The organism is Vibrio sp. JZG120 (genome assembly GCF_053890955.1).
Window position 1 is genome coordinate 140,088 of sequence record NZ_JBSRRK010000008.1, and the last position, 26,316, is coordinate 166,403.

At 46.9% G+C, this 26,316-nt stretch carries 22 protein-coding genes; 10 read left to right on the forward strand and 12 right to left on the reverse strand.

The window, feature by feature from the left end:
- Positions 1 to 77: 77 nt before the first annotated feature.
- The gene (locus ACWPOD_RS16855; RefSeq protein ID WP_012841472.1) at positions 78 to 1,031 is read left to right on the forward strand and encodes a CorA family divalent cation transporter; all 954 of its coding nucleotides are present in this window, start codon (positions 78 to 80) and stop codon (positions 1,029 to 1,031) included.
- Positions 1,032 to 1,103: 72 nt separating this feature from the next.
- Here ACWPOD_RS16855 and ACWPOD_RS16860 read toward each other — a convergent pair whose 3' ends face one another.
- Complete coding sequence (locus ACWPOD_RS16860; RefSeq protein WP_134647120.1) at positions 1,104 to 2,288, reverse strand: NnrS family protein; 1,185 nt, start codon at positions 2,286 to 2,288, stop codon at positions 1,104 to 1,106.
- A 184-nt stretch (positions 2,289 to 2,472) separates the two neighbouring features.
- Between ACWPOD_RS16860 and ACWPOD_RS16865 the strand changes: the two genes are divergently transcribed.
- Positions 2,473 to 3,024: a gamma-glutamylcyclotransferase family protein gene (locus ACWPOD_RS16865; RefSeq protein ID WP_134647118.1), complete on the forward strand. Its 552-nt coding sequence runs from the start codon at positions 2,473 to 2,475 to the stop codon at positions 3,022 to 3,024.
- Positions 3,025 to 3,093: 69 nt separating this feature from the next.
- Here ACWPOD_RS16865 and ACWPOD_RS16870 read toward each other — a convergent pair whose 3' ends face one another.
- The gene (locus ACWPOD_RS16870; RefSeq protein WP_134647116.1) at positions 3,094 to 3,426 is read right to left on the reverse strand and encodes a tRNA-binding protein; all 333 of its coding nucleotides are present in this window, start codon (positions 3,424 to 3,426) and stop codon (positions 3,094 to 3,096) included.
- A 176-nt stretch (positions 3,427 to 3,602) separates the two neighbouring features.
- Here ACWPOD_RS16870 and ACWPOD_RS16875 point away from each other — a divergent pair, with 176 nt between their 5' ends.
- Entirely contained in the window at positions 3,603 to 4,601 is a 999-nt protein-coding gene (locus tag ACWPOD_RS16875) for a substrate-binding domain-containing protein (RefSeq protein ID WP_134647114.1), read from the forward strand.
- 90 nt (positions 4,602 to 4,691) lie between these two features.
- Here ACWPOD_RS16875 and ACWPOD_RS16880 read toward each other — a convergent pair whose 3' ends face one another.
- Together ACWPOD_RS16880 and ACWPOD_RS16885 are read right to left on the reverse strand one after the other, a co-directional pair.
- On the reverse strand, positions 4,692 to 6,080 hold the full coding sequence (locus ACWPOD_RS16880) for an MFS transporter (RefSeq protein WP_233059795.1): 1,389 nt from the start codon (positions 6,078 to 6,080) through the stop codon (positions 4,692 to 4,694).
- A gap of 70 nt (positions 6,081 to 6,150) precedes the next feature.
- On the reverse strand, positions 6,151 to 7,221 hold the full coding sequence (locus tag ACWPOD_RS16885; protein ID WP_167426285.1) for a cellulase family glycosylhydrolase: 1,071 nt from the start codon (positions 7,219 to 7,221) through the stop codon (positions 6,151 to 6,153).
- 212 nt (positions 7,222 to 7,433) lie between these two features.
- On the opposite strand from ACWPOD_RS16885, the gene ACWPOD_RS16890 reads away from it, so the two are divergent.
- Positions 7,434 to 8,459 (forward strand): LacI family DNA-binding transcriptional regulator, encoded by a 1,026-nt coding sequence (locus tag ACWPOD_RS16890; protein ID WP_167426284.1) that lies wholly within the window; start codon positions 7,434 to 7,436, stop codon positions 8,457 to 8,459.
- A 73-nt stretch (positions 8,460 to 8,532) separates the two neighbouring features.
- Here ACWPOD_RS16890 and galM read toward each other — a convergent pair whose 3' ends face one another.
- From galM to galE, 4 genes are all read right to left on the reverse strand, one after another.
- On the reverse strand, positions 8,533 to 9,597 hold the full coding sequence (gene galM / locus ACWPOD_RS16895) for a galactose-1-epimerase (RefSeq protein WP_395202163.1): 1,065 nt from the start codon (positions 9,595 to 9,597) through the stop codon (positions 8,533 to 8,535).
- A gap of 9 nt (positions 9,598 to 9,606) precedes the next feature.
- The gene (gene galK / locus ACWPOD_RS16900; protein WP_089203056.1) at positions 9,607 to 10,767 is read right to left on the reverse strand and encodes a galactokinase; all 1,161 of its coding nucleotides are present in this window, start codon (positions 10,765 to 10,767) and stop codon (positions 9,607 to 9,609) included.
- A gap of 109 nt (positions 10,768 to 10,876) precedes the next feature.
- The gene (locus ACWPOD_RS16905) at positions 10,877 to 11,929 is read right to left on the reverse strand and encodes a UDP-glucose--hexose-1-phosphate uridylyltransferase (protein WP_134647106.1); all 1,053 of its coding nucleotides are present in this window, start codon (positions 11,927 to 11,929) and stop codon (positions 10,877 to 10,879) included.
- An 84-nt stretch (positions 11,930 to 12,013) separates the two neighbouring features.
- Complete coding sequence (galE, locus tag ACWPOD_RS16910; protein ID WP_134647104.1) at positions 12,014 to 13,033, reverse strand: UDP-glucose 4-epimerase GalE; 1,020 nt, start codon at positions 13,031 to 13,033, stop codon at positions 12,014 to 12,016.
- 379 nt (positions 13,034 to 13,412) lie between these two features.
- Between galE and ebgR the strand changes: the two genes are divergently transcribed.
- The 4 genes from ebgR to ACWPOD_RS16930 all read left to right on the forward strand — a co-directional run bounded on the left by ebgR (position 13,413) and on the right by ACWPOD_RS16930 (position 19,813).
- Positions 13,413 to 14,399 (forward strand): transcriptional regulator EbgR, encoded by a 987-nt coding sequence (gene ebgR / locus ACWPOD_RS16915; protein ID WP_005494135.1) that lies wholly within the window; start codon positions 13,413 to 13,415, stop codon positions 14,397 to 14,399.
- Positions 14,400 to 14,746: 347 nt separating this feature from the next.
- On the forward strand, positions 14,747 to 17,845 hold the full coding sequence (gene ebgA, locus ACWPOD_RS16920) for a beta-galactosidase subunit alpha (protein ID WP_134647102.1): 3,099 nt from the start codon (positions 14,747 to 14,749) through the stop codon (positions 17,843 to 17,845).
- 3 nt (positions 17,846 to 17,848) lie between these two features.
- Positions 17,849 to 18,301, forward strand: coding sequence for a beta-galactosidase subunit beta (locus ACWPOD_RS16925; RefSeq protein ID WP_134647100.1), 453 nt, complete (start codon positions 17,849 to 17,851; stop codon positions 18,299 to 18,301).
- A 78-nt stretch (positions 18,302 to 18,379) separates the two neighbouring features.
- On the forward strand, positions 18,380 to 19,813 hold the full coding sequence (locus tag ACWPOD_RS16930) for an amino acid permease (RefSeq protein WP_006742400.1): 1,434 nt from the start codon (positions 18,380 to 18,382) through the stop codon (positions 19,811 to 19,813).
- Between the two features lie 47 nt (positions 19,814 to 19,860).
- Here the strand turns inward: ACWPOD_RS16930 and ACWPOD_RS16935 are convergent, their stop codons facing one another.
- Positions 19,861 to 20,781 (reverse strand): LysR family transcriptional regulator, encoded by a 921-nt coding sequence (locus ACWPOD_RS16935; protein ID WP_456232078.1) that lies wholly within the window; start codon positions 20,779 to 20,781, stop codon positions 19,861 to 19,863.
- 112 nt (positions 20,782 to 20,893) lie between these two features.
- Between ACWPOD_RS16935 and chrA the strand changes: the two genes are divergently transcribed.
- Together chrA and ACWPOD_RS16945 are read left to right on the forward strand one after the other, a co-directional pair.
- Positions 20,894 to 22,033: a chromate efflux transporter gene (gene chrA / locus ACWPOD_RS16940; protein WP_456232079.1), complete on the forward strand. Its 1,140-nt coding sequence runs from the start codon at positions 20,894 to 20,896 to the stop codon at positions 22,031 to 22,033.
- Between the two features lie 100 nt (positions 22,034 to 22,133).
- Positions 22,134 to 23,249, forward strand: coding sequence for a phosphatase PAP2 family protein (locus tag ACWPOD_RS16945; protein ID WP_237312464.1), 1,116 nt, complete (start codon positions 22,134 to 22,136; stop codon positions 23,247 to 23,249).
- A gap of 119 nt (positions 23,250 to 23,368) precedes the next feature.
- On the opposite strand, the gene ACWPOD_RS16950 is transcribed toward ACWPOD_RS16945, so the two are convergent.
- From ACWPOD_RS16950 to ACWPOD_RS16960, 3 genes are read right to left on the reverse strand one after another with little or no spacing between them, the layout of a single operon-like run.
- Complete coding sequence (locus ACWPOD_RS16950; RefSeq protein WP_006742396.1) at positions 23,369 to 24,382, reverse strand: tetratricopeptide repeat protein; 1,014 nt, start codon at positions 24,380 to 24,382, stop codon at positions 23,369 to 23,371.
- A 20-nt stretch (positions 24,383 to 24,402) separates the two neighbouring features.
- Positions 24,403 to 25,344 (reverse strand): type II secretion system F family protein, encoded by a 942-nt coding sequence (locus ACWPOD_RS16955; protein WP_047008928.1) that lies wholly within the window; start codon positions 25,342 to 25,344, stop codon positions 24,403 to 24,405.
- Positions 25,345 to 25,346: 2 nt separating this feature from the next.
- The gene (locus tag ACWPOD_RS16960; RefSeq protein WP_006742394.1) at positions 25,347 to 26,315 is read right to left on the reverse strand and encodes a type II secretion system F family protein; all 969 of its coding nucleotides are present in this window, start codon (positions 26,313 to 26,315) and stop codon (positions 25,347 to 25,349) included.
- Position 26,316 lies beyond the last annotated feature (1 nt).

A 26,316-nucleotide genomic window follows, 5' to 3' on the forward strand; every position in this document is an offset into this window, starting at 1 on the left:
CCCGGAAAATAATGCAGCGGAAGAGCACAGGCTCTTTCCGAGTTATTTGGGGAAAGGCTCAGACAAGGAAAAAGAAAATGGGTTTTATGATTGAACATTGGGATTTTTCAACCCCAGAAGCAACTCAGCAATCCACAACGGCGGAGCAGATTCAAGCCAAACATTGGTACCATTGTGAGCGGCTGCATCCCGATATTCGGGGCTGGCTAGAACAAAACCAAGTGCCACGTGCCACTGTTGATCACCTGTTAGCCGACGAAAGCCGACCGTCTTTCCACCCTTTGGATGACGAGAACTTCATGTTGATTTTACGAGGCGTCAATATGAATGGCGATGCTTCACCAGAAGACATGCTCAGTATTCGAATTCTCTATTTTCAAGGGGCACTGATTTCAACACGTAAGATCCCATCGCGTGCCATCATGGAAATTCGTCAAGCATTGGCGGAACACAAAGGTCCGAAAAGCCTTGCTGGTTTACTTCATCAGATTATTGAAGGATTAAATAGCAAAATAGACGTTTACCTCGATACGATTGAAGAGACGTTAAACCAGTTTGATGTGAATGATGAATCGACGTACAAGCATATGGCGACTCAAAAAGCGCTTATCTCCATCAAACGTTTTATTCGCCCTCAGCAATATGCTATTCGTGATCTCGTTGAATCAGAGTCCGAGCTGGTGGCTTTAAGGCCCCATCAATATCGCTTCGCCCACAATAATATTACGCGCATAAATGAAACACTTGAGTTTTATCTTGGAGAAGTCGCTCTCTTTCAAGAAGAAATCAAACATCATCGTGACGAGAAAACTAATAAAAACAGTTATCTATTTACCTTGGTGGCGACTATTTTCTTGCCAACCAGCTTCCTAACAGGTTTGCTTGGCATCAACATTGGCGGTATGCCAGGCGTGGAATCCGCCATGGCGTTCACCTGGTTCTGTATCGCTTTAATTGTCATCTTTGCTCTAGAGTGGTGGCTATTCAAACGCTTGGGGTTCACGAATAAAACGGACGACGAAGACGAATAAGCGCTAATCCTATAAAGAACAAAAATCAAAAGAGGAGCGCGCGGCTCCTCTTTCTCTACTCACATTAGCGCCCTATCCGGGATGACCATCAACGCGAGGGGTAATAAGCATCACGCCAAAGCGCCAAACAAACAGGCCAAATGCGAAAATCCACAATCCGCCACTGATGTTAATCCACAGCATCATATTGGCAGGATCAAATATCACGGCAAAACTGCGAACCAAAGCTGCCGCGGTAATCGCCGCAAACGCAAGGCTCATGTTCGGACCTTTGTAGATCATGCGACCAGTATGTCCCATCGTCACGCGTGCGATCATCGCTAAAATCAAGCCGCCTAATGCACCTACCGCAAACAGGTGAATCAGGTTATGGCTGGCAAATGCATCTCCCCAAGTGCCTCGCAAAATTAAGCTTAGTGGCAAACACAAATACGCAGCATGCAGCGACCACACTAAAGGCTCGCTCAGCGTTAACCAAGGTTTCCAGCGAACAAAACGCACCAGCTGAGCAACACCTGCAAACAGCATCAAAGGATTACCTAGCTCTGCAAACGTCACAGGGAAAAAGCTCAGCACAAATAGCATTACCAACGGCAAGTTCGCGAACCATTCTAACCAAGCCAGTGGTTGCGCTTTTTCGAAATTAAATCGACGCGCAGTAAAGAATGGAATCACACGTCCGCCCATGACCGACAATAACAGCGTAAACCACCACAACATCGCCTGCCATACAGCAGAAGAACTAAACGGCGGCATGCCTTTTATTGTTGCGTAGCTTGCAAAGTTCGCAAAAATGGCCAAAAGAAACAGTGGTACAAAAAACAGATTACGCCAACCTTTGGCTCGATAAACACGAATGCCTACCTCATAGGCAACAAACAACAAAAATACCGCTTCAATGCTGCTGGTTAACCATAACGGCGCTGACGTCCAAAGCAATATTCGGGGCGCGATCCATAAGCCAAATAAGACCAAAAGCGTGTAATGCTTGGTGCCATTAATGCCAGTCCAGTTTTGTACCGCGGTCAGTACAAAACCAACCACAATCGCCATCGAAAAGCCGAACAACATTTCATGTACGTGCCACCATAATGCCGGTACAGCTAATGCGTTTGGCTGTCCGCTCTGGAACATCCACACCCACAACGCGATCGCAACAATGGCGTAAATCGACCCAAACATAAAAAACGGCCGAAAGCCTAATCGCAGCCATGCGGGGATTTTTTCTTCCACTTTTTTATCGGTGATATTCAGCATTATCTTGCCCTCAAGCGTCTCTTGATGCTGGTTAACTCAACTACAATATTGATGCTACCACAAACATGCATGAAAAATACATGTTAAGAGTTAAGATTATACTTAAGAGGTAAAGTTGTGCTTCAGAGGCGGGTTAGGTATAAACGGTGAGAGACACAACCATCAGTTAAGGGATGCAACGAAGATGTACATATTTGGCTATGGCAGTTTGATTAATTCTGCGTCACGTAAGTTAACCGGACAAACGGGAGAAGCCATTCCCGTCATTGCTCATGGACTGGTGCGCTACTGGGGAAAGATTGATGACAGCTACACTCTGTCTCCTCTGGTTGTAAACCAAGGCGATGGGCAGGTCAACGGCGTTTTACTCGAAGTGAATGAAGAGGCTCTCGCAGAATTCGATCGTCGTGAGCGTGGTTATCATCGTATTCAAATTCAGCCAGATCAAATCGAATCGGACGCGAACTTTAACCAAGAACATAGCATCTGGGTTTACGTAAAAGACGAGCCATTACCACCGTGCGTAAAAAGCCCAATCATGCAAAGCTATGTCGATACCGTGCTAGCAGGTTGCTTAGAAGTATCTCATGCGTTTGCAGAGCATTTCGTGCGTCACACCATTGGCTGGCAACACGCAAAAGAAAATGACCGCCACCAACCTAAATATGGCAACCTTGCAGGCGTGCAAGAGCATCATTACGAGTTGATTGATAATCTGATTGCCCAAAATTCGTAGCTCAATCCCATCTGTAAAAACAGCTCTAAACTAAGAGCTGTTTTTACAATAGAGCGACCAGTGAACTGATTAAACAATTCTCACCCCAGTCGGCATCGCTCTTTCTGGCGTTAGCAACACACTTTCGGACTCATCATCAGTTTCTGCGCACAACAACATACATTCTGAGGTTTCGCCGCGCATTTTGGCTTTGGCAAGATTACACAACACGACCACTTGTTTGCCCATCAACTCTTCCTCTGTGTAATGAGGTACTAAGCTGGTTACGGTTTGCAGTGTTTTTTCACCAATATCAATTTGCACAATGTACAGCTTGTCTGCATTTTGATGACGAGCCACTTCAATGATTTTTCCGATACGAATTTCCAGTTTGGCAAAATCAGAGTAAGCAATATTTTCCATAATTAAAACCTCAGTAAAATTTTACTAAAAAGATAACGTTTACACTATCAGTAAGCTTAATAAATACAAGTGGTAAAGATCTCATTTCCGAAAGCAAATTCCCTATCAAATTGCACTTATTACACAATGGGTGTTTAATACTTCCAGTCAAAATTTTTAGCCACTAAAGGTTCTATATGGCAACGATCAAGGATGTCGCGAAAGAAGCCGGTGTTTCGGTCGCAACGGTTTCTCGCGTGATCAACAAGTCCCCAAAAGCCAGTCAATCATCGGTAGAGTCGGTCACCAAAGCAATGAGCAAATTGGGTTACAGACCCAATGCCGCAGCTCGTGCACTGGTGAGCCAAAGCACAAATACCATGGGTGTGTTGGTGAGTGATGTGTCCGATCCTTTCTTCGGCACGCTGGTCAAATCCGTCGATAATATCGCGCGCGAAAATGGCAAACATATCTTGATTGGCAACGGGTATCACAATCCAGATGATGAGCGTCAAGCCCTAGAATTGCTGATCAACAGCCGTTGCGATGCAATAGTCATCCACTCGAAAGGATTATCTGATGAGGAGCTAATTGGCTACGCCCAAGAAGTAAAAGGTATGGTGCTTATCAATCGTCATATCCCAGAGCTGGCTGAACGCTGTATTTCCCTTGATAACCGCAAGGGGGCATTCCTCGCGACAGAATATTTGATTCGTCACGGGCATCGCAAAATCGCTTGCATTGCCTCATCCCACGATATCGAAGATACCGATGAGCGATTGCAAGGTTACCAAGCCGCATTGAAAGAACATGGTATTGAACTCTCCAAAAGCTACATCGAATACGGTGAGCCCAACAGTGATGGTGGCGAAGTTGCGATGACCAACCTGTTAACCAAATCTTTGGAGATTACTGGAGTGGTGGCCTACAACGACTACATGGCCGCTGGCGCACTGGCAGCGTTGGATCAAAATGGCATTGACGTACCAAGTAAGGTTTCTATGGTCGGGTTCGATGATGGTTTGATCGCCCGCTTTGTTCACCCTAGCTTGACTACTATTCGCTACCCAATCGAGATGATGGCAGAACGCGCCGCCCGTTTGGCTTTGGCTCTATCTCGTGACGAAAAAATTGAAGATGAAACCATTATTTTTAGCCCAACTTTAGTACGAAGAAATTCTGTTGAGCGTTGTTGATGGTGGATAACCTGTAAATTGAAAACGAAAAGCCCACTCAGGTTATTGAGCAGGCTTTTTCTTTGAGCACTTGTCGAGACGATATGGACTCTAGCTCAAGGCTTCGTTCGGTTTTGCAGACTTCACGTCAACGCCTTGCGCAAACTCACCACGCTGTAATTTTTCTCGTAAAATCGCGTGTTGGTCTTCGGTAAATGTGTAGCGAGACATAATAAAGATGCGCACTAAAGCTCCCAATGCGGGTAGCAACGCAATACAGAAGAACATGCCACTGAGCGCGGTTTCCGTTTGCACCGCATTTGGTACATAGCCAATCATCGTCAAGATAACCCCCGTTAAGCCACCCGCTACCGCAACAGAGAGTTTGCCTGTAAAGGTCTGTCCCGAGAACGTGATCGCCGCGGTACGTTTGCCGCTGTGGTAGTAAGAGTACTCAACTGTATCTGCAATCATGGCCGAGATAAGAGGGTTAGTCATCATAAAGATGCCTGTGATCACCGCTAACCACGCCATCACGACCGTTGGATTATCATAGCCAGTAAAATAGAACCCAATGCGAGCGATGATCTCTAAAACGCACAGCGCAATAAAGATGTCACGTTTTTTGAAACGCTTCGTCAGCACTGGCGTAGCCAAACACGCAATCGCACTTACCAAAGTGATGGTACCAATCAGAGAGACTAACCCTGCGTCCCCCATGTTGTATGTGAAGAAGAAAATGTACAGGCCATTCACTAGATTGAAAAACACATTCATGAAAAACGCTGCCAGAATAAAAAACAACGGCTTGTTTTTACGAACGGCTTGAAAGGTTTGTTTTAGCGTGACTTTTTCACAGCTCTTCGTCGAGATGCGTTCTTTGGTGTTATAAAAACCGTTCAGCATGAAGAACAAACCCGCGATCATCAACACAATCACAGCTGGTAAGTAACCCTGATCTGCTCGGCCATCAGCGAAGTAAGCGCTCAGTTTCGGGAACACAACCAAAGTTGCACCAATACCTGCATTCACCCCTAACATGGCACAAGTTGCCGCTTTTGCTCGCTCTTGCGGTTCATCCGTCATAACAGAAGACATAGACCAAAACGGCACATCAGAAATGGTGTAAAGCGTACCCCAAAGAATGTAAGTGATACCGGCATACATCACTTTTGTCGACGTATCAGCATCAATGTTATAGAACGCGGCAACCGTGACCAGAACAATCAGAATCGGCGTAAACAGCATGTAAGGGCGGAATTTACCAAAGCGAGAGTCTAGCGTGTCCATGTATCCGGCAATGAGCGGATCGTTCACCGCATCCCACACACGAGCAATCAAAAAAATCGTACTCGCCGCAATTGGAGAAATGCCCAAAATATCGGTATAGAAATAAAGAATAAAAGAGCCGACTAGACCAAAGCTAAAGCACTGGCCTACCCCATAGCCGAAGTAAGACATCAGCTCCTTATTGGTGAGTTTGTTTTGTAGAGTAGTCATTGTTCACGTCTCAATTGATTTTATTGTAAATAAGAAACCGACCCATTTCTCAGAGTCGGCTCACAGGCAATTAATCCACTTCTGCGAGTGTTTTGATCAATTGCACTTCGCTTGCGTCATACGGCTGTCCTTGCTCATCAAGCAAATCGTGGAACCATTGACTCGCATAGTTTGCATCGCTACGTTTTATCTCTGGCCAAGGCAGATGCGTTTGTGTTTTTCCTTTCACTAATCCCCACTGGTAGCAGCCAATGTTTTTCTGTTTAAAGACCGGAAGCTGTTCGTGCATGTACGATTGCGCATGACGAGCAAGCCACTCAGTACACATCATTGGTCGGTTGTAGCTTTCTACAATTTCAACGGCTTCATGGAACAGATCGAGTGGTAAGTAAGCGTGGAAAGTAATGATGTCCGATAGCTCCATCGCTTTGCGATCGGTTGGGTGTTCATAAATCGGTAGGCTTCGGTCAAGAATGCTTGGCGCATGCCAAGCGCCAACGGTGAGAGGCTGAGTTGGGTTTTCTTCACGTGCCCACTCAAACGCTTTTTCCATCAGCTCATGACTAAAGGTTTCCATTTCTTCGTCGTAAGCGATCTCACCCGTAGTGGTGAAAATCATGCGGTTGGTTGGCTCGTTATAGAGATCCCAAATAACGATTCGAGGGTCATTTTTGTAGGTAGAGATGATGTCGCGAATATACGCTTCGACCTCACCCCACATAGATTTGTCCATCACCACATTGCGACCAGGACTTGCTGCTGCTTGGCTGTTGTGCAAATCCGGTACGGGCGCTTTTTGTTCACCAAGATAAGGATGGTCGCCCGAGAAACCGCAGTCATCCATCGGCGTGAGCATCACTTTGATTTGATTGCGTTCGCAAATATCCAGAAAGCGCTCAATTCGCGCATGTAAACCATCGCGATCCGCTTGCCAAACTATAAATGGTAAGTTGGTACGTAAAGTGTTGTAACCCACATCATGCGCCCAAGCTAACTCTTGTTCCATCACCTCAGGTGCAAAAGATTCCGCTTGCCACATCTCATTCCAGTTAACCGCTGTGCGCGGTAAATAGTTAAAGCCACGTAGCCAGCCATGCTCTTTTTGCCATTGCCACGCTTTCTCTTCCGACCATCTTTTCATCTTACTCACCTTAAAACTAAATTATTAACTAATAATATTAGCTAATATATTAATTGATAATTTAATGACTAGGTGCTCAAAGAATAAACGTGGTGAAAATCACAGCTTTTAAGTTGCTCTGACTTACTTTTGTGATCTTTATCTTTAAAGGATGATCCGAACTTAATCTTTAGCTAATATCTTTAGCTAACGAAATTACGTAAAAGAGCAGAATGGCTAAAAAAATCACCATGAGTGACATTGCGGCGGCGGCTGGCGTCTCTCAGTCGACCGTATCGCTGGTATTGAATGGCTCAACTTCCGTAAAAATCGCGGAAGCGACCAAACGTAAAGTGCTCGAAACCGCAGAATCACTTGGCTACAAAAACAAAAAGGTTGCCCATGCTTTGGGACGCCCTAAAAAGATCGCATTGGTGATCAACGGCTTAACCAGTTATGACCCATTTATCGATGCCATCAATGCAGCGAGAGAAGAAGCGTGGTCGAACGACTACATATTGGTGACGTTCAATTACAGCCATGATGAAGTGTTGGCAAGCAAGATTGAGTCGGAGATCAACGGCGGTGATTACGCAGGCTTGGTTTACGCATCCAGTATGACGCGAGAGTTGGAGCAGCAACGCGTCACAACTTCCTTACCGACTGTACTGCTGAACTGCACCAACGAAGAACACACCGAAACGCCAAGTATTTTGCCGGCCGATATGATTGGAGCTTACAAAGCAGTTTCACACCTCACGACGCAAGGCTATCGTCGCATTGCCATGCTGTCTGGTGAAAGTTGGATGCTAGCCAGTAAGCAACGTGCCGATGGTTATCGTCAGGCTCTCATTGATGCAGACATCATTCCTAACTCAGAGTATTTAGTCGATGCAAACTGGTCGCTAAAAAAAGCGCACCAGCAAACACTGGCACTACTGAATATGGAGCAACCGCCAGAAGCGATTTTCTGTGGCAGCGACTATATGGCAATGGGGTGCTACCAAGCGATAGCGGAGTTGGGGTTGAAGATTCCTCAGGATGTTGCCGTTGTCGGTTACGATAATCAGCAAATCGCCTCTGAAAGCTTTCCAGCATTAACGTCGGTTGAACTGCCCTACTCAGACATGGGTAAACTCGCAATCGAATCGTTGATGGCACTGATTGAAGCGCAACCGTTGCTTTCTAACAAACGCAAAGTAGAGGGTGAGCTCATCGTTCGAACCTCTTCGACAAAAACAAAAAAGGTGGGCATGTAGCCCACCATAACACCCAAAGTCGTTGGAGTTGCAGCATCGCTGCCGCTGCAAGTTCAAAGGGCAGAAGTGCTATCTAAAATTCAAACTGATAAGTAGTTTGATGCTGATAGCAATCCCCAGAGATCAACACCCCATAGTTGAGTCCCCATTCTGGTTTGTTTGGCCCGTCTGGAAAGTACTGCGTTTCCAATGCTAGGCCGTCATAGCGTTCGTAAGTTTTACTTGCACCTGGCGTACCGGCTAAGAAATTACCTGAATAAAACTGGATGGCAGGCTTGGTGGTTTTCACCTTCATCACCACATCTTCTTTTGGTGCAATTAAAACCGCAGCGACAGATACGCCATCGGTCACTTCAGGCATGAATACAAAGGCGTGATCGTAGCCACCAGCAGTTTTCTGATCTTGCTCGGCAAGAAATTCTTGGCCAATCGATTTTGGCTCGGTGAAGTCGAAACTGGTACCCGAAACTGGCTTTTGTTCACCGGAAGGAATTAACCCCGCATCTGTTGGCAAGTAATACCCAGCGTTAAGCTGTAAAGTATGATCCAAACTTTTCGCGCGGCTCGCCTCACCAGCCAAATTAAAGTAGGCGTGATTGGTTAAATTCACTGGAGATGTTTTGTCGGTCTTAGCATCATAGGCGATAGCTAGTTCATTCTCGTCAGTGAGCGTGTACGTCACCTTCACATCGAGATTTCCCGGATAGCCTTGGTCACCGTTCGGGGAGCGAAGTGAAAAAGTGACCTGTTGATCATTTTGCTCTTCAACCTTCCAGCGGCGTTTATCAAACCCTTCCAGCCCACCGTGCAGTGAGTTTTCACCGTTATTGATACCAAGTTGATACTTCTCTCCGTCTATCTCAAACTGCCCTTTCGCAATTCGGTTAGCAAAGCGGCCAACAATGGAACCAAAGTAAGCGTCTTGCGTCATGTGTTCAGCCATATTTGGTGAGCGCAACAACACTTCACGGGTTTCACCATTTACCGGTAATGTGCAACTCAACCACGTCGCACCAATATCCATAAACGACGCCGTCATACCACTCGCGTTGGTCAAATGAATCAGATTCGCAGTTTGGCCATCAAACGACGGCGTTTGCGCCATCGCTTGTTCTAGTTGTTGAAAATAGGCTTTCATCATCATTCCTTACAGCACTTCAACCAAACCCGCACCATTTTTGGCTTGGCAAACATAAATCGACTCTTTTAAGCCCGTAGCTGCTTGGTACTTCACTTCAACTGCCGCTTTCACGTCATCAACCAGTGCTGGCGGTACAAGTGCCACGATGCAACCACCAAAGCCACCGCCAGTCATGCGCACGCCGCCTTGATCGCCGATCACCTCTTTGACTATCTCCACCAGCGTATCGATTTCTTTTACCGTGATTTCGAAATCATCGCGCATCGAGGCATGAGACTCGGCCATCAGCTCACCCATGCGCTTCATGTCGTGTGCTCGCAGCGCTTGCGCCGCTTCCACGGTACGATCGTTTTCTGTGATGACGTGACGGGCACGCTTGGCCACCATTTCATCCAGCTCAGCAACTTTCTCGTTGAACTGCTCAATTGTCACATCACGCAAAGCTTTCACACCGAAAATGCGCGCCGCTTCTTCACATTGCTGACGACGAGTGTTGTATTCACTGTCGACCAAACCACGTTTTTTATTCGAGTTGATGATCACGACTGCCATCTCTTCTGGCATGGAAACCGATTCCGTTTCTAGGCTACGGCAGTCCAATAGCATCGCGTGATTTTCACGCCCTTCCGCTGAAATCATTTGGTCCATGATACCGCAGTTACAACCGACGAATTCGTTCTCGGCTTGCTGACCGTTTAACGCGATTTCGGCTTGGCTGATCTCAAGATTGAACAGCACTTTAAAAGTTTGACCGATCACCACTTCCAATGCCGCCGATGAGCTCAAACCCGCGCCTTGAGGCACGTTGCCGCTGACTGAAATATCCGCCCCAGTAAACTGGTAGCCACGCGCCAGAAGACACTTCACCACGCCGCGAATGTAGTTCGCCCACATTTTGTCTTGCTGGAAGGTAATGGCTTGCGTGATATCGAACTCGTCCACTGCGTTGCCATAATCGACCGACACCACACGCACAATATTGTCTTCACGCTTTGCCGCCGCCACGACCGTTTGGTAGTTAATGGCACACGGTAGGACAAAACCATCGTTGTAATCGGTGTGCTCACCAATCAAGTTCACACGACCAGGCGCTTGGATAATATGGCTAGGTGCGTAGCCCAACACTTGCTCAAATGACGCTTTCACATTTTGGATAAGTTCAGACATAGGGACGTTCTCTTAAAATAGTAATTTGTGTGGGATAGCGCGTTGAGCCTAACTTTCTATCTGTAAAGTCGCGCTATCCCGTTATTCGTAATCAGTCCAATTTAAAGACTTAGCATTCTTTGTAGTGGACATCACTCACATCACGCAGACGCTGCGCCGCTTGCTCTGCGGTGAGATCGCGTTGGCTTTCTGCCAGCATTTCGTAGCCCACCATGAACTTACGAACCGTGGCACTGCGCAGTAGTGGCGGATAGAAAAGTGCATGAAGCTGCCAATGGTCGATGTCTGTACCTTGGTCAAAAAACGGCGCGTAGTGCCAGCCCATTGAGTATGGGAATGAGCACTGGAATAAATTGTCGTAACGGCTGGTCAGCTTCTTAATCGCTAGCGCTAAATCGTCTCGTTGCTCATCGCTGAGTTCGCTCATACGACGAATGTGCGTTTTCGGCAACAACATGGTTTCGAACGGCCAAGCAGCCCAGTAAGGCACCACCGCCAGCCAGTGTTCGGTTTCCACCACAATGCGTGAGCCGTCTTTGAGTTCCGCTTGCACGTAATCTACCAGCAAGTTGCTGCCGTGTTCTTGGTAGTACGCTTTTAGGTTGTGCTCTTTGCACTCGATCTCATTTGGTAAGAAGCTGTTCGCCCAGATTTGACCGTGTGGATGCGGCTGAGAACAGCCCATGGTTTCACCTTTGTTTTCGAACGCCTGAACCCAAACGTACTCTTTGCCGAGCTCTTCAATTTGCTCATTCCATGTATCAATCACGCCACGAATTTTATCCACTGGCAGCTCCGGTAAGGTTTTGCTGTGATCTGGCGAGAAGCAAATCACTCGGCTCAAACCACGCACGCCTTGCGTTTTGAATAGCGGGTTGTTTGACTCTGGTGCATCTGGTGAATCCACCATCAGCGCAGCAAAATCGTTGTTGAACACATAGGTGCCTTGGTAGTCTGGATTAACATCGCCAGAGATACGTTCGTTGGTTGGACAAAGGAAACATTTACCGTCATAGCTTGGTAGCTCATCCAATGCGGGCTTTTCATCTGCGCCGCTCCAAGGGCGTTTTGCACGGTGAGGTGAAACCAAAATCCATTGCCCAGTCAGAGGGTTGTAACGGCGGTGTGGATGATCCACTGGGTTAAATTCGACATTCGACATGTTACTTACTCAACTTTTAAGAATTCTTTCATCTGCATTTCTCAATGAAATTGGAAAGTGCAGACAATAATGCGGCGACGTAAACTACGCAGGGGAATAGCCATTGGGATTGTTTGACTGCCAGTTCCACGTATCGGCGGTCATTTCAGCCACCGTGCGTGTTGCTTTCCAACCTAGTTCACGCTCTGCTTTTTCCGTGCTTGCCCAACATTCAGCAATATCCCCAGGACGACGCGGGCATAACTCGTAAGGCACTGGTTTACCGCAAGCGGTAGCGAACGCATCCACCATCTCAAGTACGCTCGAGCCTTTACCTGTACCTAAGTTGTAAATGTGCAAACCCGATTTCTCACCCACCGATTTCAATGCGGCGATGTGGCCGTCGGCCAGATCCATCACATGGATGTAATCACGCACGCCAGTGCCGTCAGGGGTTGGATAGTCGCTACCGAATACCGAGAGTTTTTCTCGGCGACCAACAGCGACTTGGGCGATAAATGGCATCAGGTTATTGGGAATGCCTTGTGGGTCTTCCCCCATGCAGCCCGATGAGTGCGCGCCAACTGGGTTGAAGTAACGCAGTAAGGTGATGCTCCAGTCGTTTTCAGCATGGAACAGATCGCTTAAGCACTGCTCCACCATATATTTGCTGCGTCCGTATGGATTGGTGGTTGCGCCTGTTGGTGAATCTTCCGTAATCGGCACTATTTCTGGGTCACCGTAAACCGTTGCCGATGAACTGAATACGATGCTTTTCACGCCCGCTTTACGCATGCTGCGCGCCAACACCAATGAGCCATTGACGTTGTTGTCGTAGTACTCAAGTGGTTTTGCCACCGATTCGCCAACCGCTTTGAGGCCAGCAAAGTGGATCACAGCTTGGATGTCGTGCTGCGCGAATACCGTATCCAAAAAGGCTTCGTCACGGATGTCACCTTGGTGGAACGCAGGCTGTTTGCCAGTCAGCGCTTCAATACGGTTTAACACTTCCAGTTTGGCGTTACACAAGTTGTCGACGATGATAGGTTCTATTCCCGCTTCAATCATCTGAACGCAAGTGTGACTACCGATATATCCCATACCGCCTGTGACAAGAACTTTCACTTTTGCTTCTCCACGTTTGCTGCTTTCTGTTCATACCTCACTCTGATGCGCTAAAAGCCAATCGCCATTGCATCGAATCGGTACGCCCATTTCTTAACTGGCTAAAAGTCTAGCAACCAATCTCGATCCAGATCCGTGATCGAATTCAAATTGTGTAAACGTTTCCACGAGATTACACAAAAGCCTTATTTTAGATGCTAACTTTAGTTAAATTAAACCAGGAAGATGATGAGCAGTTAAGATGAGTCGAACAGATACCGCTCTCTTTCGTGGATCGCACGATTTTACTAAAAGTTTGTGCATCCCTAAGTAGCTGTTTACAATAGCCAGATTATTGAGTTCTCACTTGGACTGTGAGCAATGCCAACGGGAAATGTACATGGCAACACTAAAAGATATCGCCACTGAAGCGGGCGTCTCACTTGCAACCGTATCGCGAGTTTTGAATGACGATCCGACGTTGAGCGTTAAAGAAGAAACCAAACGCCGCATTTTAGAAATCGCAGAAAAGCTGGAGTACCGCACCAGCAGCTCGAAGAAAGCCACCAAAGAAGCCAAGCAAAAACATCACTTTTTGGCCTTGTACAATTACAAACAAGAAGCAGAAGTGAACGACCCGTACTACTTGTCGATTCGTCATGGGATTGAAACTCAGTGCGACAAACTCGGCATTACGCTAACCAATTGCTACAACAGCGAAATTGATGTTGAAACGCAAAAGATCACGGGTGTCCTTTTAGTCGGAAAAGTCGACCAAAAGGTGGTCAATAAGTTACCTAAACGCTTAGCCGATAGCATCTGTTACATCGACTTTTCAGATCCAACTAGTCCTTACGATTGCGTTGATATCGATCTTGTAAGAATCAGCAAGCAAGTGGTTGATTTCTTTGTACAACAAGGCTACGAGCGTATCGGATTTATTGGTGGACAAGACGAGCCCAACACCGCAGACATTCGTGAAAATGCGTTTGTGGACTACGGCAGTCTAAAAGGTGTGGTTTCTGAAGACGACATTTATCGTGGCGATTTCTCTAGCTTGTCCGGTTATGACTTAGCGAAAGAGATGCTGGCCAAAGGCGATTTCCCAAAAGCGATGTTCATTGCTTCGGACTCCATTGCGATTGGTGTGTTACGAGCAGTGCATGAGTTTGGTTTAAACATTCCTGATGATATTGCGCTGATCAGCGTGAACGACATCCCTACCGCGCGCTTTACCTTCCCACCTCTATCTACCGTTCGTATTCATTCTGAAATGATGGGTATTCAAGGCGTGAACTTGTTAGTAGAAAAATACCGTGACGGACGCGCACTGCCCCTTCAAGTGTACGTTCCAAGCAAGCTCAAGCTACGCGGCACAACTCGATAAAAACACCCTCAAAACTGCTCAAATAAGGCACTGAATTTTCAGTGCTTTTTTATTTCTTCTTTTATTTTCTACCGAATTTTTACTGTTTTTACTTTCCAAAACAATCTAGAACGCATTCCTTTACGCTGATCACATCTTGCTCAACATTGGTCATTTAAAACGTGACCAAGTTAAAGTAAAACGTTTTCACTAATTTATTTTAGTAAAACTTTTACTAATATCTTTCTCAGATTATTCATAAGCATTTTTCACAATACATCGGCCGTTATATTTGCACTGATGTTGAGCCGCGATGAAACCGTCCCGCACTCCAACATAAGCGCACCAAGCCGAGGGGAGATCAAAACGTGAACAATTGGGAAAACTTCCAACACTTACACGAGAATCGTATGGCACCGCGTGCGTACTTTTTCTCCTACGACTCTGTTCAGAGCGCACAAACCTTTCAACGTGAACTGAGTCGCCGCTTTATGTTGCTCAGCGGCCAATGGACATTCCGTTATTTCACCAACCCAATGTTGGTACCTGATGAGTTTTACTCACAAACAATGAACGACTGGGGACACATTACCGTCCCAAACATGTGGCAAATGGAAGGCCACGGCGATCTGCAATACACCGATGAAGGCTTCCCATTCCCGATCGACGTCCCGTTTGTACCAACCGACAACCCAACGGGCGCTTATCAACGCACATTTACACTTGGTCCACAGTGGGATAACCAACAAACCATCATCAAGTTCGATGGAGTGGAAACCTACTTTGAAGTGTACGTAAACGGCGAGTACGTCGGCTTTAGCAAAGGCAGCCGTCTTACTGCGGAGTTCGACATTTCTGCCTACGCACACCAAGGCGAAAACTTGCTCTCTGTACGCGTGATGCAGTGGGCCGATTCCACTTACATTGAAGACCAAGACATGTGGTGGACGGCGGGGATCTTCCGTGATGTTTACCTAATCGGAAAAGAGAACATTCACGTCCAAGACCTAACAATTCGCACCGATTTCGCCGACGATTACCAAAGTGCGACGCTCAGTGCTCAAATCGAATTGGAAAACCTTTCCACCGCTATCGCGTCTGGCTATACGCTGGAATACGCGCTGCATGACAAAGGCACTGTCGTAGCCAGTGGTCAATGCGATTCACTGACTATCCAAAACCACCACTCAACAAGCTTTGCGATTGATATGGTGAATCCAACGCATTGGACGGCTGAAAACCCTTACCTTTACCACTTGTTCATCACCTTAAAAGATCACCAAGACAACGTAGTGGAAGTGATCCCACAACGCGTGGGTTTCCGTGACATTAAAGTGCGCGATGGCCTGTTTTACATCAACAATCAATACGTGATGCTGCATGGTGTCAACCGTCATGACAACGACCACCTAAAAGGTCGCGCAGTGGGCATGGACCGCGTGGAAAAAGATCTGATTTTGATGAAGCAACACAACATCAACTCGGTTCGCACCGCACACTACCCGAACGACCCACGCTTCTACGAGTTATGTGATATTTACGGCCTGTTTGTGATGGCAGAAACCGATGTGGAAACCCACGGCTTTGCCAACGTTGGCGACCTGAGCCGCATCACCAATGATCCTGCTTGGGAAGCGGTGTTTGTCGATCGCGCAGTGCGTCATGTTCATGCGCAAAAGAACCACCCTTCTATCATCATGTGGTCACTCGGTAACGAATCGGGTTATGGCTGCAACATCCGTGCGATGTATACCGCGACCAAAGCCATTGATGACACCCGTTTGGTGCACTACGAAGAAGACCGCGATGCTGAAGTCGTCGATGTGATTTCGACGATGTACTCACGCGCTCAACTGATGAATTACTTTGGTGAACACCCACACGAGAAGCCACGCATTATCTGCGAATACGCCCACGCGATGGGTAACGGGCCGGGTGGTCTGACGGAATACCAAAACGTGTTCTATGCGCACGACCACATTCAAGGTCACTACGTTTGGGAATGGTGTGATCACGGCATTCTAGCGCGTGATGAACACGGTCAAGAGTTCTACAAATACGGCGGCGATTACGGCGACTACCCAAACAACTACAACTTCTGCATGGATGGTCTGATTTACCCAGATCAAACCCCGGGCCCAGGCCTGAAAGAATACAAACAAGTCATTGCACCGGTGAAAATCCGCGCCGTCGAAGGTTGCCATGATCGCTTCATCGTTGAGAACAAATTGTGGTTCTCCAACCTCGATGATTACACCATTACTGCTGATGTGCGTGCCGAAGGCGAAACCTTGCGTAGCGTGCAGTTTAAAGTCGAAGCACTGGCCGCAAACAGCGCTCGTGAAGTAAGCATCGACTTACCAGAATTGGATGAGCGCGAAGCCTTCATCAACTTCACCGTACGCAAAGACAGTCGCACGCTTTACAGCGAAGCCAACCATGAAATTGCGGTGTATCAGGTCCAACTGAAAGACAACACCGCGACGTTGCCTGCGCTGATCAACCACAATATTCAACCCTTGGTGCTTGAAGAAAGCCGCCTAGAGCACGTGATCACAGGTCATAACTTCACGCTCACTTTCTCGAAAGTAAACGGCAAACTGACCTCATGGCGTGTGAATGGTGAAGAGTTGATTCAATCAGAGCCAAGATTGAACTTCTTCAAACCAATGATTGATAACCACAAACAAGAGTACGAAGGGTTGTGGCACCCTGCGCATCTGCAAATCATGCAGGAACACTTCCGCACGCTGAGCGTGGAAGCGAGCGAAGATGCCATCCTGATCACCACCAGCAGCATTGTTGCGCCACCTGTGTTCGATTTTGGCATGCGTTGTACCTACCGCTACCAAATCAACGCGCAAGGCCATTTGAATGTGGAACTGAGTGGCGAGCGCTACGGCGACTACCCTCACGTGATTCCGGTCATTGGCTTGGATTTAGGCATTAACAGCAGCTTTGATCAAGTGAGTTACTACGGTCGCGGCCCTGAAGAGAACTATCAAGACAGCCGCCAAGCCAACATCATCGATCTGTACCACACCAACGTGGCGGACATGTTCGAGAACTACCCGTTCCCGCAAAACAATGGCAACCGCCAACACGTGCGATGGGCCTCACTCACCAACCGTCATGGCACAGGGTTATTGGTGAAACCTCAGCAAGAAATCAACTTCAGCGCGTGGTTCTACACCAACCAAAATCTGCATGAAGCGCAACATACGATCGAGCTAGAAAAGAGTGGCTACATCACCCTTAACCTTGACCATCAAGTGATGGGGTTAGGCTCGAACTCATGGGGCAGCGAAGTGCTCGACTCTTACCGCGTGTACATGGACGAGTTCCGTTACGGTTTGACGCTGATGCCACTGCAAGCAGGCGATTGCAACGCACACGTGATGGCAAACCATGATTTCGACAACGCGTTTTTCACTCAAACCAATACTCAACCAGTCAACGAGGCGTAACCCATGATCGTGTTAGACAGCTTAGAGCAATTCAAACAGGTATATCGCAACGGTCGTAAATGGAACCGCTGTGTGGAAGCCATTGGCAACATCGGCAACATCAAAGATGGCGTGATGCACTCGATTGGCGATTCACTGGTTTACATGGTTGAAGACGGCATCGCGAAACAAACCGAAACGTTCATCGGTAACCGTCGTTACTTCGATGTGCATTACTACCTCGAAGGCCTAGAAACCGTTGAGTTCGCGGATAAAACCGCGTTGACACTAGAACAAACTTATCGTGATGAAACCGACCGCGAATTTTTTTCTGGTCAGGGTGAAATACGTGAGCTTTGCGAAGGCCAAGTGGCGATTTTTGAAAACAATGAAGCGTACCGCTTCCATGGAGACAACCGCGTAAGAAAAGTGGTGCTCAAAGTGACCATCGAAGATGGCTACTTCCTAAATAAATAAAACAAGAGAAGGGCTGTGGTCACAGCATTACAAGCCCTTCCTCCCTACAATTCCAACGTGATTCACCGGAGATAGAACATGTCTGAATCCAAACGTAATACGATAGGCAAATTCGGGTTGTTGTCCCTCACCTTTGCTGCAGTATTTAGCTTTAATAACGTAATCAATAACAACATCGAGATCGGTCTAGCGTCTGCGCCAATGTTCTTTCTGGCGACCATTTTTTATTTCATCCCTTTCTGTTTGATCATCGCAGAATTCGTATCTCTGAATAAAGATTCTGAAGCGGGGGTCTACGCATGGGTAAAAAGCTCACTTGGCGGTCGCTGGGCGTTTATCTCTGCCTACACTTACTGGTTCGTTAACCTATTCTTCTTCACGTCCTTGCTGCCGCGTGTTATCGCTTATGCGTCTTACGCGTTCTTGGGCTATGAATACATTCTGACGCCATTCACCACTACCGTGCTCAGTATGATTTTGTTTGCGTTTGCGACCTACGTATCGACAAACGGCGCGAAAATGTTGGGGCCAATTACGTCGGTGACCTCCTCCCTCATGCTGCTACTGACAATGTCGTATATTTTACTGGCTGGCGCTGCGTTGATCGGCGGCGTAGAACCAGCTGACCCAATTACTGTAGAAGCGATGATCCCTGATTTCAGCTGGGCATTTTTAGGCATTACTACATGGATCTTTATGGCGGCAGGCGGTGCGGAATCGGTCGCGGTTTACGTAAACGATGTGAAAGGCGGCTCGAAATCGTTCGTTAAAGTCATCATCATCGCAGGTATCTTTATCGGTGTACTTTACTCAGTCGCGTCTGTTTTGATTAACGTGTTTGTTCCTAGCGAAACCCTAAAATACACGGGTGGCTCGGTACAAGTATTTGAAGGTTTGGCTGCGTACTTTGGTTTGCCAGAAGTATTGATGAACCGCTTTGTAGGCTTGGTATCCTTCACCGCTATGTTTGGCTCTCTACTGATGTGGACAGCAACGCCAGTGAAAATCTTCTTCTCTGAGATTCCAGAAGGCATTTTTGGTAAGAAAACCGTAGAGCTGAACGAAAACGGCGTACCAGCTCGCGCAGCTTGGTATCAGTTCCTTATCGTTATCCCACTGATGATCATCCCAACATTAGGTTCTAACACCGCTCAAGATCTGATGAACACGGTGATCAACATGACGGCAGCGGCATCCATGCTGCCACCATTGTTCATCATGTTGGCGTACCTGAATCTGCGCTTGAAACTGGATCACGTCGAGCGTGATTTCAAAATGGGCTCACGCAAAATGGGCATCGCTACCGTATCGGTACTGATCGCTATCTTTACGGTTGGTTTCTTAGCATCGACCTTCCCTACAGGGGCCGACATCATGACCATCATTTTCTACAACGTTGGCGGTATCGTGATTTTCCTTGGCTTTGCTTGGTGGAAGTACAGCCAATACGAAAAATCATTGAATCAGGAAGAGCGTATAAAAGAAGCCGCGCCAGCTTCGCAAGCGGTATAACAAAGACTCTCAATGACAAACATTCTGGGCACCCTTTGGTGCCCTTTTTATATGTGAGAGGTGATGGTCGAAGAAACCAAGTCGCGTAGCCAAATGCCTTTGTCTTCATTGTTTCGGCTGGAATGCCACAGCATGGCAATATCAAAATCCGCAACGGCGATCGGCGGCTTAACAGTAATGAGATCGTCCGAAAAGCCCTCCGCCAACGCCATTTTTTCTGGCACGATGGCAATGAGATCGCGCTTTTTCAATAAATGCCGAATAGTGAGAAAGTTGCGCGACGCCACGGTGACTTTACGGCTCAAGCCATGTTCTGCGAGCTTTTGGTCTACTTGTGTCTTTAAGCTCCCATCGGGACTTACCAGAGCTTGCTCTATGTTCGCGAACGCTTCCAGAGACAGCTGTGTTTCCCCTTTCAATACCTGTTTATCACACATACACACGTGTTTTTCCGTGTACAAGTACAAGCTCTCAAAATTGTCATCCAACACCGGCATGCTGCCAATAATGACATCGAGCTTTTCGTGCTCAGTTAATGCCACGTAGTTGCTACGATTGACGTTAATAAAACTGATCTGCGCCTCTGGTGCGCGCTGGCGTATTTCGTCATAAAGCCGAGGAGCAAAGATAAACTCGGCATAATCCGTTAACCCGATGCGATATACACCCGCGTAATTTTCAGGTTGGAAAGCAGACTTAGTGAGCAAGTCTTTGGCGATAGAATCCAACAAGTGATGCACAGTTGGCGCGATGTGGTGAGCGTGCTCGGTGGGCTCCATCTTGTGTCCTTTTCGCTCAAAAAGCGGGTCGTCAAACAACAACCTTAAACGAGACAAACTATGACTCATCGCCGACTGGCTAACGTAACTTTTCTCTGCCGCGACGCTAACGCTTCGATAGCGATACAAGTAGGAAAACGTCACCAATAAGTTCAAGTCAATGTTGCGCCACTGAATGTCCTCTTTCACCTCAACACCTTCATCCCATTTCATTCATAAATGAAATTAAATCTATCAATTTGAGTCATTTTAGAGCATCCGATAAATTAGCAACAATGCTTTTTAGATAAACAGGCTCAACATGTTCACCATCTTCAAAACTTTTTTCTGGCTGGGTTGGTTCAGCTTCGGCGGCCCTGCGGCTCATATTGGTTATTTTCGCCAAACCTTTGTTGAGAAACTGAAATGGCTTGATGACAGCGAGTACGCGCAAATTGTCGCGCTCAGTCAGTTTTTGCCGGGACCGGGCTCAAGCCAAGTCGGCTTTGCATTGGGTTATAAACGCGGCGGTTTAGGTGGCGCATGCGCAGCATTTGTCGGATTCACGCTTCCTTCGGTGATCATCATGTTGGCGCTGGCGATGGTGAGCAGCCAAATCACCGACACCGCAGTGTTCCAAAACATCGTTCACGGCCTAAAACTGCTCGCAGTCGTCGTCGTGGCGGATGCGGCTTGGGGCATGTACAAAAACTTCTGCCAAAGCAAACTGACCGCGGGTTTGTGCGTCGCTACTGCAATTGCGTTGCTGGTGGCACCAAGCATCATGACGCAAATGTTCGTGTTGATCGCAGCAGGTTTTGTCGGCATACGATATCTGAAGAAAGACTCCGCGCCATCAGCCGAGCCGTTTAAACCGTCTATCGCGCCATTGGCTCTATTTGCGGTGCTTTTACTCGGCTTACCATTAGTAGCTCATTCATTGCCTTTGCTTGGGCTGTTTAGTGATTTTTTCCAAGCTGGTAGCTTAGTGTTTGGTGGTGGTCATGTGGTGCTGCCGCTTCTGCAAAACATTGTTGGCGACCAGCTCAGCCAAGATGCATTTTTAACAGGCTACGCCGCTGCACAAGCTGTACCAGGGCCAATGTTCACCTTTGCGACTTTTATTGGTTATGAGCTTTCGGATACGCCAATTTTAGGTGCGCTGATCGCAACGCTTGGCGTATTCCTCCCAGGGTTTCTTTTACTGCTTGGCGTTCTTAAAAACTGGCAAGCACTGGCAGGCAAACCGCTGGTCTCCGGCGCCATCAACGGTGTCAATGCCTCGGTAGTAGGGTTGCTACTCGCGGCACTTTACCAGCCAGTATTTAGCAGCGCAGTTGTTACTCCCATCGACATGGCGTTAGTGGTTGCGGGTTTCTATCTACACAAAAAGCTCAACCTTTCGGTGCTATGGATGATCGTGTTTTTTGTGGCGGCAGGCCTTGTCACGGGCATGATGTAAAAATCTTAAACGACAAACTCTTAGCGGGCACTTAAATACAAGTGCCCGTTTTCTCAACTAAGCTTAATGACATTGGAAGGATAGAGATGACGGATCGTCGATGGAACAAGACAACAATTACCAGATCAACGTAAGTTGGCAGCAAAAAGCAGCGACTTGGCTCCAGTCTGTGAAGAACGAGTTATTGATCGATAAGATTTTCTACACCTATTGCTTTATCTCGACTGCTGTCATTTATCTTTGTTCTTTATATCTCGATTTCCCTATTGATTACTCTTTTACCACTTACCTTGAAACGCTCATGCAAGCTTTGTATGTCACAGGTTTAAGCTGGTGTATCTATTATTACTTCTATCTCATACTGCGCAAAGAAAAACAGCCAGCAAAGCGCTTCATACGAAAACTGAAACATCTTATTTTTCCACTGCACCGCCCTGTATCAGTGTTTGTTTCGATGATGGCACTTAACCTGATTTTCTCTAACCACACGTTTTTGAAATCGCTTATTCCAATCATCAATCCTTTTAAATGGGATCTAACCTTTGCGAATATTGATACGCTGTTGCACTTCGGCGTGGCACCTTGGGAATTGACCCATGCATTATTCTCCAATGCTTGGGCCTCACTGACGCTAAACGTTGCCTACAACGCATGGTTTTTTTGTATGTGGGGTATACTCATCTTTTTCCTTATCTACAAAAAATACCCGTTGGTAAGGCAACAATTTTTACTCACGTTCGCATTGTCTTGGATGATTTTTGGTGTCTTCTTCGCCACGTTACTCTCTTCAGCAGGTCCTTGCTACGTGGAGCTTATCACCGGAGATGAACAGTTTGTTCCTCTGATGAAAACGCTCGAAGCCCAAAGCCAATATCTTACCAATGTGGACGCTGGGCAATTGTGGGCATTGCCTACACAGCAATATCTTTGGGATGAGTACATCGCGAATGCCAATGGTATTGGCTCTGGCATTTCGGCAATGCCGAGTTTGCACGTTTCCATTGCTGTTTTGATGGCGCTATCAATTTATAGACTCAACAAAACCACCGGCTACTTTGCTTACGCTTTCGCCGTCATCATTCAAATCGGTTCGGTACATTTAGCCTGGCATTATGCTATTGATGGTTACCTCGCAACACTCTTAACGGTGATGTTATGGAAGATAGTTGGTTGGGCTTTGCGGCGCTATGCTTCTTACCCTGAAAGAAGCGAATGAACGGTTACTTGAACAAACACCTTTGCAACGGCACTACTCCCCAGAAATGAAAAAGTCCCCAAAAATGAAAAAGCCACTCCATCTTGCTGAGTGGCTTTATTTTTAAATAGACTGTGAAGTTATTGGAGAAGCGCGGTAGAGGTATCCCCTCGCTCTCTTACCATTGCTAATGCTCGCTCTAAGTTTTTATTTGCCAGTTCATAGTAGGCCGGATTCTTATCAATAGCCTGTTGTAGATAAGGAATCGCCTCGCCTGGTTTGCCTTGAAGGATCAAGAAGTAACCAACATTGTTGAGTGCTTCCGGCTCTGTCATGTGTCGACTAAAAATACTCAGCGCTTGTCGTGGTTGATCTTTTGCCAGTGCAATGAGACCCAAGTTATTGATTCCCTTTTCATCCCCCGGCTTAATGCTCAGCGCAGCTTGAGTAAAGTGCGCCGCTTTTGAATAAGCTTTTTCCATGTAGTAGGAATAGCCTAGGCTGACTAAAGCGTTGACGTTTCTTGAATCAATATCCAACGCTTTTCTAATTAATGCCTGCGCAATATCGTGGTCGCCACGAATGTCGTAAAGCACACCTAGACCGGAGTAAGCAGAGACAGGTGATTTATCATCATAGCGATATGTTGCAACGCTCTCTGCAGTAATGTTGTCTTTAGTGATAATCGGATCGCCATCCATGCGAATTTGGTCAGCATTCAAAGCGCGTATGTAGTAACTCTTCCCGACGTCCTTTTCGCCACGTTTCGTATACAGAGTGCCAAGTTCTGTGAGGGAACCAATGTGATCAGGGTTCTCTGCTAAAGATGCTCGAAATGATTTATCCGCAAGTTCTGAATTCTCTCTTGCCAAATGGATACGCCCCACGGTGTATAAGGTTTTGTCTTTATGGACCGCATTCGGGAAAGAGAGCGAGCGAATGTATTCATACAACGCTAAGTCGACATTTTTATTACTTAATGCAATATCCCCTCGAGAGATTGCCTCCTCCTCTGTTTTTGGAGGTTCATCATTGGTGAGTGACTCAACGGGCTTACCTGAGTACAGCGTTGAATCGAAGTCTGATGACTGTTCAGTTGTTGAACATGCGGTAAGCACCAACAACGAGATGATGACGTATTTCTTAATCCACATAACGATCCCTATTTTGCTTTTTAATTAGAAAATGCCTCAGCCAATGAAATTAACGCAGGTCCAATAGCCACGATGAAAAAACATGGCCAAATAAACAGCACCATTGGAAACATCATTTTGACTGGGATTTTTGCAGCAATTTCTTCTGCTGCTTGTTGACGCTTATCCCTATAGTCTTCGGTATACTCACGCAAGGAGTTGACTAAGCTCCCACCTATTCGAGAGGCGTGGCTAAGCATGCTCACCAGCCCCATCAATTCTTCTAACCCTGTCCTTAATACTAGCTCTCTTAAGGCTTCAGGCATTGGTTTACCCGCTTTAATTTTATTGCACACCGTGTCTATTTCATCGGCAAGCTCTGGGTGAGAGATAACCAGCTCATCTGCAACGCGACGCAAAGCCGCATTAAAGCCAAGCCCTGATTCGGTACAAACCACCAGCAAATCGAGCATGTCGGGCACACCTGCACGAATCGCTTGCTGACGCTTGTTGACCATTCGGCGCAAAATAAAATCAGGAATCAGAAGCCCAATAAATACGGATAACGCCATGTAGGTGTACAGATATTTAGATTCCGGAATCGAGAAATACACCAGTGCCGCCACCATCACACCTAGTATTGTTGTGACCGATTTAATGGCATAGAACATCGACAATGCATTGCTTTCATGAAACCCAGCATGCATCAGTTTATTGCGTGTCGTTTGGCGCTCTTTTTCACTGGTTGGCGAAGTTAAAGGCGCTAACGACTCCAATGTGTCAGCCATTTTTTTGTTGTGGTGAGAGACTTCCTTTTTATCACCAGACAGTTCGGCTAACTTTCTTTTAATTGGCGAGTTGACCCCGATAATTATCGAGCCCAGCGTCATCACCACTAACACGGTGGTGATGAGGATCAACCCCATGAGTAACGTCTCTTGGCCGACAGCAAAACCGTTTAACCATCCTTGAATGCTTTCCATAGCTACACCTCAATATTGACGATTTTACGAATCCACAGCGTCCCGATAAATAAGGCCACCATCCCACCAATCACCATTTTGATCCCCATTGGGTGCGTATGAAGCAGCTCAATATACTCAGGCCGAACGAGTGAAATGATGACGTACAACCCAAAAGGCGCTAATACTAATACCCATGCCGACATTCGAGATTCCGCAGAAATGGTTTTGATTTTTCGAGCGAGTTTGAAACGAGCACGTAGGATATGAGAGAGCTTTTCAATGTTTTCGACTAAGTTACCACCCGTTTCTTTTTGCAGTAACACCGCACTCGAGAAAGCAAGCATGGATACCGTAGGGGTTCTTTCCGACATTTGCATAATCGCCAAGCGGAGGTCATAACCATAGTTGAGTAAGTTAAAGGTATTCATGAACTCAGGGCCAAGCGGCGCACTGACCTCTCTGCCTACTTCCCCAAACGCTTGTGTAATTGGCTGACCGGCCTGTAGTACTCGCTTAATGATATCGAGCGCCTCTGGCAGTTGCTCTTCGAACTTCATTAAACGATCTGCAATTCTTTTCTGTAGGTAGAAGTAAACCGACACCCAACAAGCGACAGCAACACCGGCACAGAGGTACCAGACTTGCCCGAATAAGAACAGAAATAGCCCAACCGCAACCCCACCGAGGAAGGTGAGAAAAATAAACCGACTGAACCCCATGTGTATCCCAGCCAATTCCAATTTCTTCTTAAAGTTATCGAATAGGCTGAACCTCACAAGCCATCGCTCTAATGGAGAAAGGTTTTTGAGCGAGTTTTCCCTTAGTAGGGAAATACTCTCTTGATCGATGTGTTTATGGCTTTCGTGTATCCGCTTAATTAACTGCTTATGCTTAACCTTTTTACCCGCAGAAGGCAGAATTAACGCCTGGCTAATAAAGAATACGGACAAAAAAAGCAGCACAAGAAAAAGGGGGAATTGACTATCCATA

Bases quoted from the DNA above. Each gene is read 5' to 3' on its own strand.
- ebgR (WP_005494135.1), top strand. From the start codon at position 13,413: ATGGCAACACTAAAAGATATCGCCACTGAAGCGGGCGTCTCACTTGCA.
- ACWPOD_RS16890 (WP_167426284.1), top strand. From the start codon at position 7,434: ATGGCTAAAAAAATCACCATGAGTGACATTGCGGCGGCGGCTGGCGTC.
- ACWPOD_RS16950 (WP_006742396.1), bottom strand. From the start codon at position 24,382: ATGTGGATTAAGAAATACGTCATCATCTCGTTGTTGGTGCTTACCGCA.
- ACWPOD_RS16865 (WP_134647118.1), top strand. From the start codon at position 2,473: ATGTACATATTTGGCTATGGCAGTTTGATTAATTCTGCGTCACGTAAG.
- ACWPOD_RS16875 (WP_134647114.1), top strand. From the start codon at position 3,603: ATGGCAACGATCAAGGATGTCGCGAAAGAAGCCGGTGTTTCGGTCGCA.
- chrA (WP_456232079.1), top strand. From the start codon at position 20,894: ATGTTCACCATCTTCAAAACTTTTTTCTGGCTGGGTTGGTTCAGCTTC.
- galM (WP_395202163.1), bottom strand. From the start codon at position 9,597: ATGAAAGCCTATTTTCAACAACTAGAACAAGCGATGGCGCAAACGCCG.
- ACWPOD_RS16945 (WP_237312464.1), top strand. From the start codon at position 22,134: ATGGAACAAGACAACAATTACCAGATCAACGTAAGTTGGCAGCAAAAA.
- ACWPOD_RS16960 (WP_006742394.1), bottom strand. From the start codon at position 26,315: ATGGATAGTCAATTCCCCCTTTTTCTTGTGCTGCTTTTTTTGTCCGTA.
- ACWPOD_RS16870 (WP_134647116.1), bottom strand. From the start codon at position 3,426: ATGGAAAATATTGCTTACTCTGATTTTGCCAAACTGGAAATTCGTATC.
- ACWPOD_RS16955 (WP_047008928.1), bottom strand. From the start codon at position 25,344: ATGGAAAGCATTCAAGGATGGTTAAACGGTTTTGCTGTCGGCCAAGAG.
- ACWPOD_RS16880 (WP_233059795.1), bottom strand. From the start codon at position 6,080: ATGACTACTCTACAAAACAAACTCACCAATAAGGAGCTGATGTCTTAC.
- ACWPOD_RS16925 (WP_134647100.1), top strand. From the start codon at position 17,849: ATGATCGTGTTAGACAGCTTAGAGCAATTCAAACAGGTATATCGCAAC.
- ACWPOD_RS16860 (WP_134647120.1), bottom strand. From the start codon at position 2,288: ATGCTGAATATCACCGATAAAAAAGTGGAAGAAAAAATCCCCGCATGG.
- ACWPOD_RS16855 (WP_012841472.1), top strand. From the start codon at position 78: ATGGGTTTTATGATTGAACATTGGGATTTTTCAACCCCAGAAGCAACT.
- ACWPOD_RS16930 (WP_006742400.1), top strand. From the start codon at position 18,380: ATGTCTGAATCCAAACGTAATACGATAGGCAAATTCGGGTTGTTGTCC.
- ACWPOD_RS16905 (WP_134647106.1), bottom strand. From the start codon at position 11,929: ATGTCGAATGTCGAATTTAACCCAGTGGATCATCCACACCGCCGTTAC.
- ACWPOD_RS16885 (WP_167426285.1), bottom strand. From the start codon at position 7,221: ATGAAAAGATGGTCGGAAGAGAAAGCGTGGCAATGGCAAAAAGAGCAT.
- galK (WP_089203056.1), bottom strand. From the start codon at position 10,767: ATGTCTGAACTTATCCAAAATGTGAAAGCGTCATTTGAGCAAGTGTTG.